We start from the raw sequence: 2197 nt of genomic DNA, 5'->3' as shown, positions 1-2197 counted from the left end.
TCTGTCTGACCACCGGCCACCTCCTGAAGGACCCGGAGGCGGCGGCCGAGGCCGGCAGGGGCACCACGCCGGTGCCGGCCGACGCGGACGGCGTGCTCGACGCGCTGTGAAGTGACCTGATTTTTCTCTGATAGTTCCGGACAAGATTTTGTCGACGTCCCGGAACGCGTCAACGAAGAGGCGATACACTTATTCGGGAATACGAACACATCGAGAATTATGCAGTTCACCGCGGCTGTGGGGCTGTCGATCGTGTCAACGATCGTCTCGGCCATCGTCGCGGTCTACGCACACCGCCGGAGCGTCCCCGGGTCGCGGGGCGTCGCGGCGTTCAGCTCCGCGACCGCGGTCTGGGCGGGCGGGAACGCCGTCCAGGTCGCCGTCACTGACCTGCCCACGAAACTCCTCGCCATCAACGTCCAGTACGTGGGCATCCTCGTCGTGCCGCTGGCGTGGTTCGTGTTCGCCGCCGAGTACACAGGTCGGGAATCGTGGGTGACCTCGCGGACGGTCGGCGCGCTCGCTGTGTTCCCCGTGGTGCTGTTCGTGGCCGCCGTCACGAACGAGTGGCACATGCTCGTGCGGACCGACGTCGGCCTCGAAACGGCCGACGGTGTCGTCCGCCTCACGCGCGAGTTCGGGCCGCTGTTCTGGGTCGCCACCGCGTACTCGTGGCTCGTGAGTTCGGTCGGGACGATGCTGTTGCTCGAGCACGCAATCAGGGTCGGCAGCGAATACCGCCGTCAGACCGTCGCCGTGCTCGCTGGCGTCTCCGTTCCGTGGCTCGCCCAGACGGCGTACTTCGCGGGCGCGACCTCCGTGGAGCCGGAGGCGTTTTTCGGCGTCACGGCGGCCGCGTTCGGGTATGCAATCGTCCGCCACGACCTCCTCGACCTCGTGCCGATCGCTCGCGACCGCGTCTTCGAGGAACTCCGCGACGGCGTCGTCGTCGTGGACGGCGAGGGGCGCATCGCGGACTACAATCCCGCAGCGGCGTCGGTGCTCGGGACCGACCTCGCGACCGGCGAGCGCGCCACGGCGGTCCTCCCCGATGCAGTGCTCAAAGAAGCCGCCAGCGACGAGGCCGCCACGGTCGAGGTGGAGGGGGACGACGATACGCGGTGGCTGGCCGTCGAATCGAACCCGGTCAGCGGGGCGGGCGTCGGCGAGCTCCTGCTCCTCAGAGACGTCACCGAGCTCCACCGGCGACGCGAGGAACTCGACCGCGAGAACGACCGCCTCGAACGGGTCGCGGACACCATCAGCCACGACCTCCGCAACCCGCTGAACGTCGCCGACGGCTACCTCGACATCGCCGAACGCACCGGCGACCCTGAGGAGTTCGACCGCGTCCGGGACGCCCTCGACCGCATGGACAACATCATCGACGGCACACTCCGGATGGCGCGCGTGGACCTCCAGACGCCCGAGAAGACGGACATCTCGCTGACCGAGGTCGCCGAGCGCGCGTGGCTGAACATCGTCACGAACGACGCGACACTCGACATCGACTCCCGCGACGTGACCGTCCGAGCCGACCCCGACCAGCTCGAGAGCCTCCTCGAGAACGTGTTCCGGAACGCGGTCGAGCACGGCGGCGAGGACGTGACCGTCACGGTCGGCGTGACGAGCGACCGTCAGGGGCTAACGGGGTTCTACGTCGCCGACGACGGCCCCGGCATTCCGAAGGCCGACCGAGAGGAAGTCTTCAAGCGCGGTTTCACGACGAGCAGCGACGGCACGGGTCTCGGGCTCTCCATCGTCGCGGACATCGCCGACGTGCACGACTGGTCGGTCGACCTCACGGAGAGCGCGGCGGGCGGCGTCCGTCTCGAGGTAACGGGCGTCAAAGCGCACGTGGAGCGTGCCGCAGAACCCTGACGCCGGTGCGGTGTCGGTGCGGTACAGTGCGGTGCCGGCCGGTCACGTTTTCGCCGCGACGAGCGCCGCACAGACGAGGAGCGCAGCGACGATCCGGAGAACGCGACCTGGTAGTCCGCGACGGTCGCGACGGTGCCGACGGCGGTGGGGCCGAGCGCGCCGAGGCCGATGTAGACGGTGCGCATCGCGCCGAGGTCGCCGCCTGCGGACGCCGCGGGGAACGCGTCCATCAGGTACGACTGCATCACCGGCGGGAACGACATCAGGCCGGCGGCGAATGCGACCACCGCCGCGACGGCGACCAGCGGGGTGTCCG

Annotated in this window: 1 protein-coding gene; it reads left to right on the top strand. The window is 69.1% G+C overall.

The features are described 5' to 3' along the window. Window positions 1-219: 219 nt before the first annotated feature. A complete protein-coding gene (locus GRX66_RS18425) occupies window positions 220-1881 on the top strand; it encodes a histidine kinase N-terminal 7TM domain-containing protein (protein WP_159527777.1) in 1662 nt (553 codons plus the stop codon). Window positions 1882-2197: the final 316 nt, after the last annotated feature.

The organism is Halobacterium bonnevillei, from assembly GCF_009831555.1.
Taxonomy (GTDB): Archaea; Halobacteriota; Halobacteria; order Halobacteriales; family Halobacteriaceae; genus Halobacterium; species Halobacterium bonnevillei.
Note: the sequence above shows the minus strand (reverse complement) of the source record. Positions and strands in the feature narration are given on the sequence as shown.

Coding starts and splice junctions, on each gene's coding strand:
- GRX66_RS18425 (WP_159527777.1), top strand. CDS start 220: ATGCAGTTCACCGCGGCTGTGGGGCTGTCGATCGTGTCAACGATCGTC.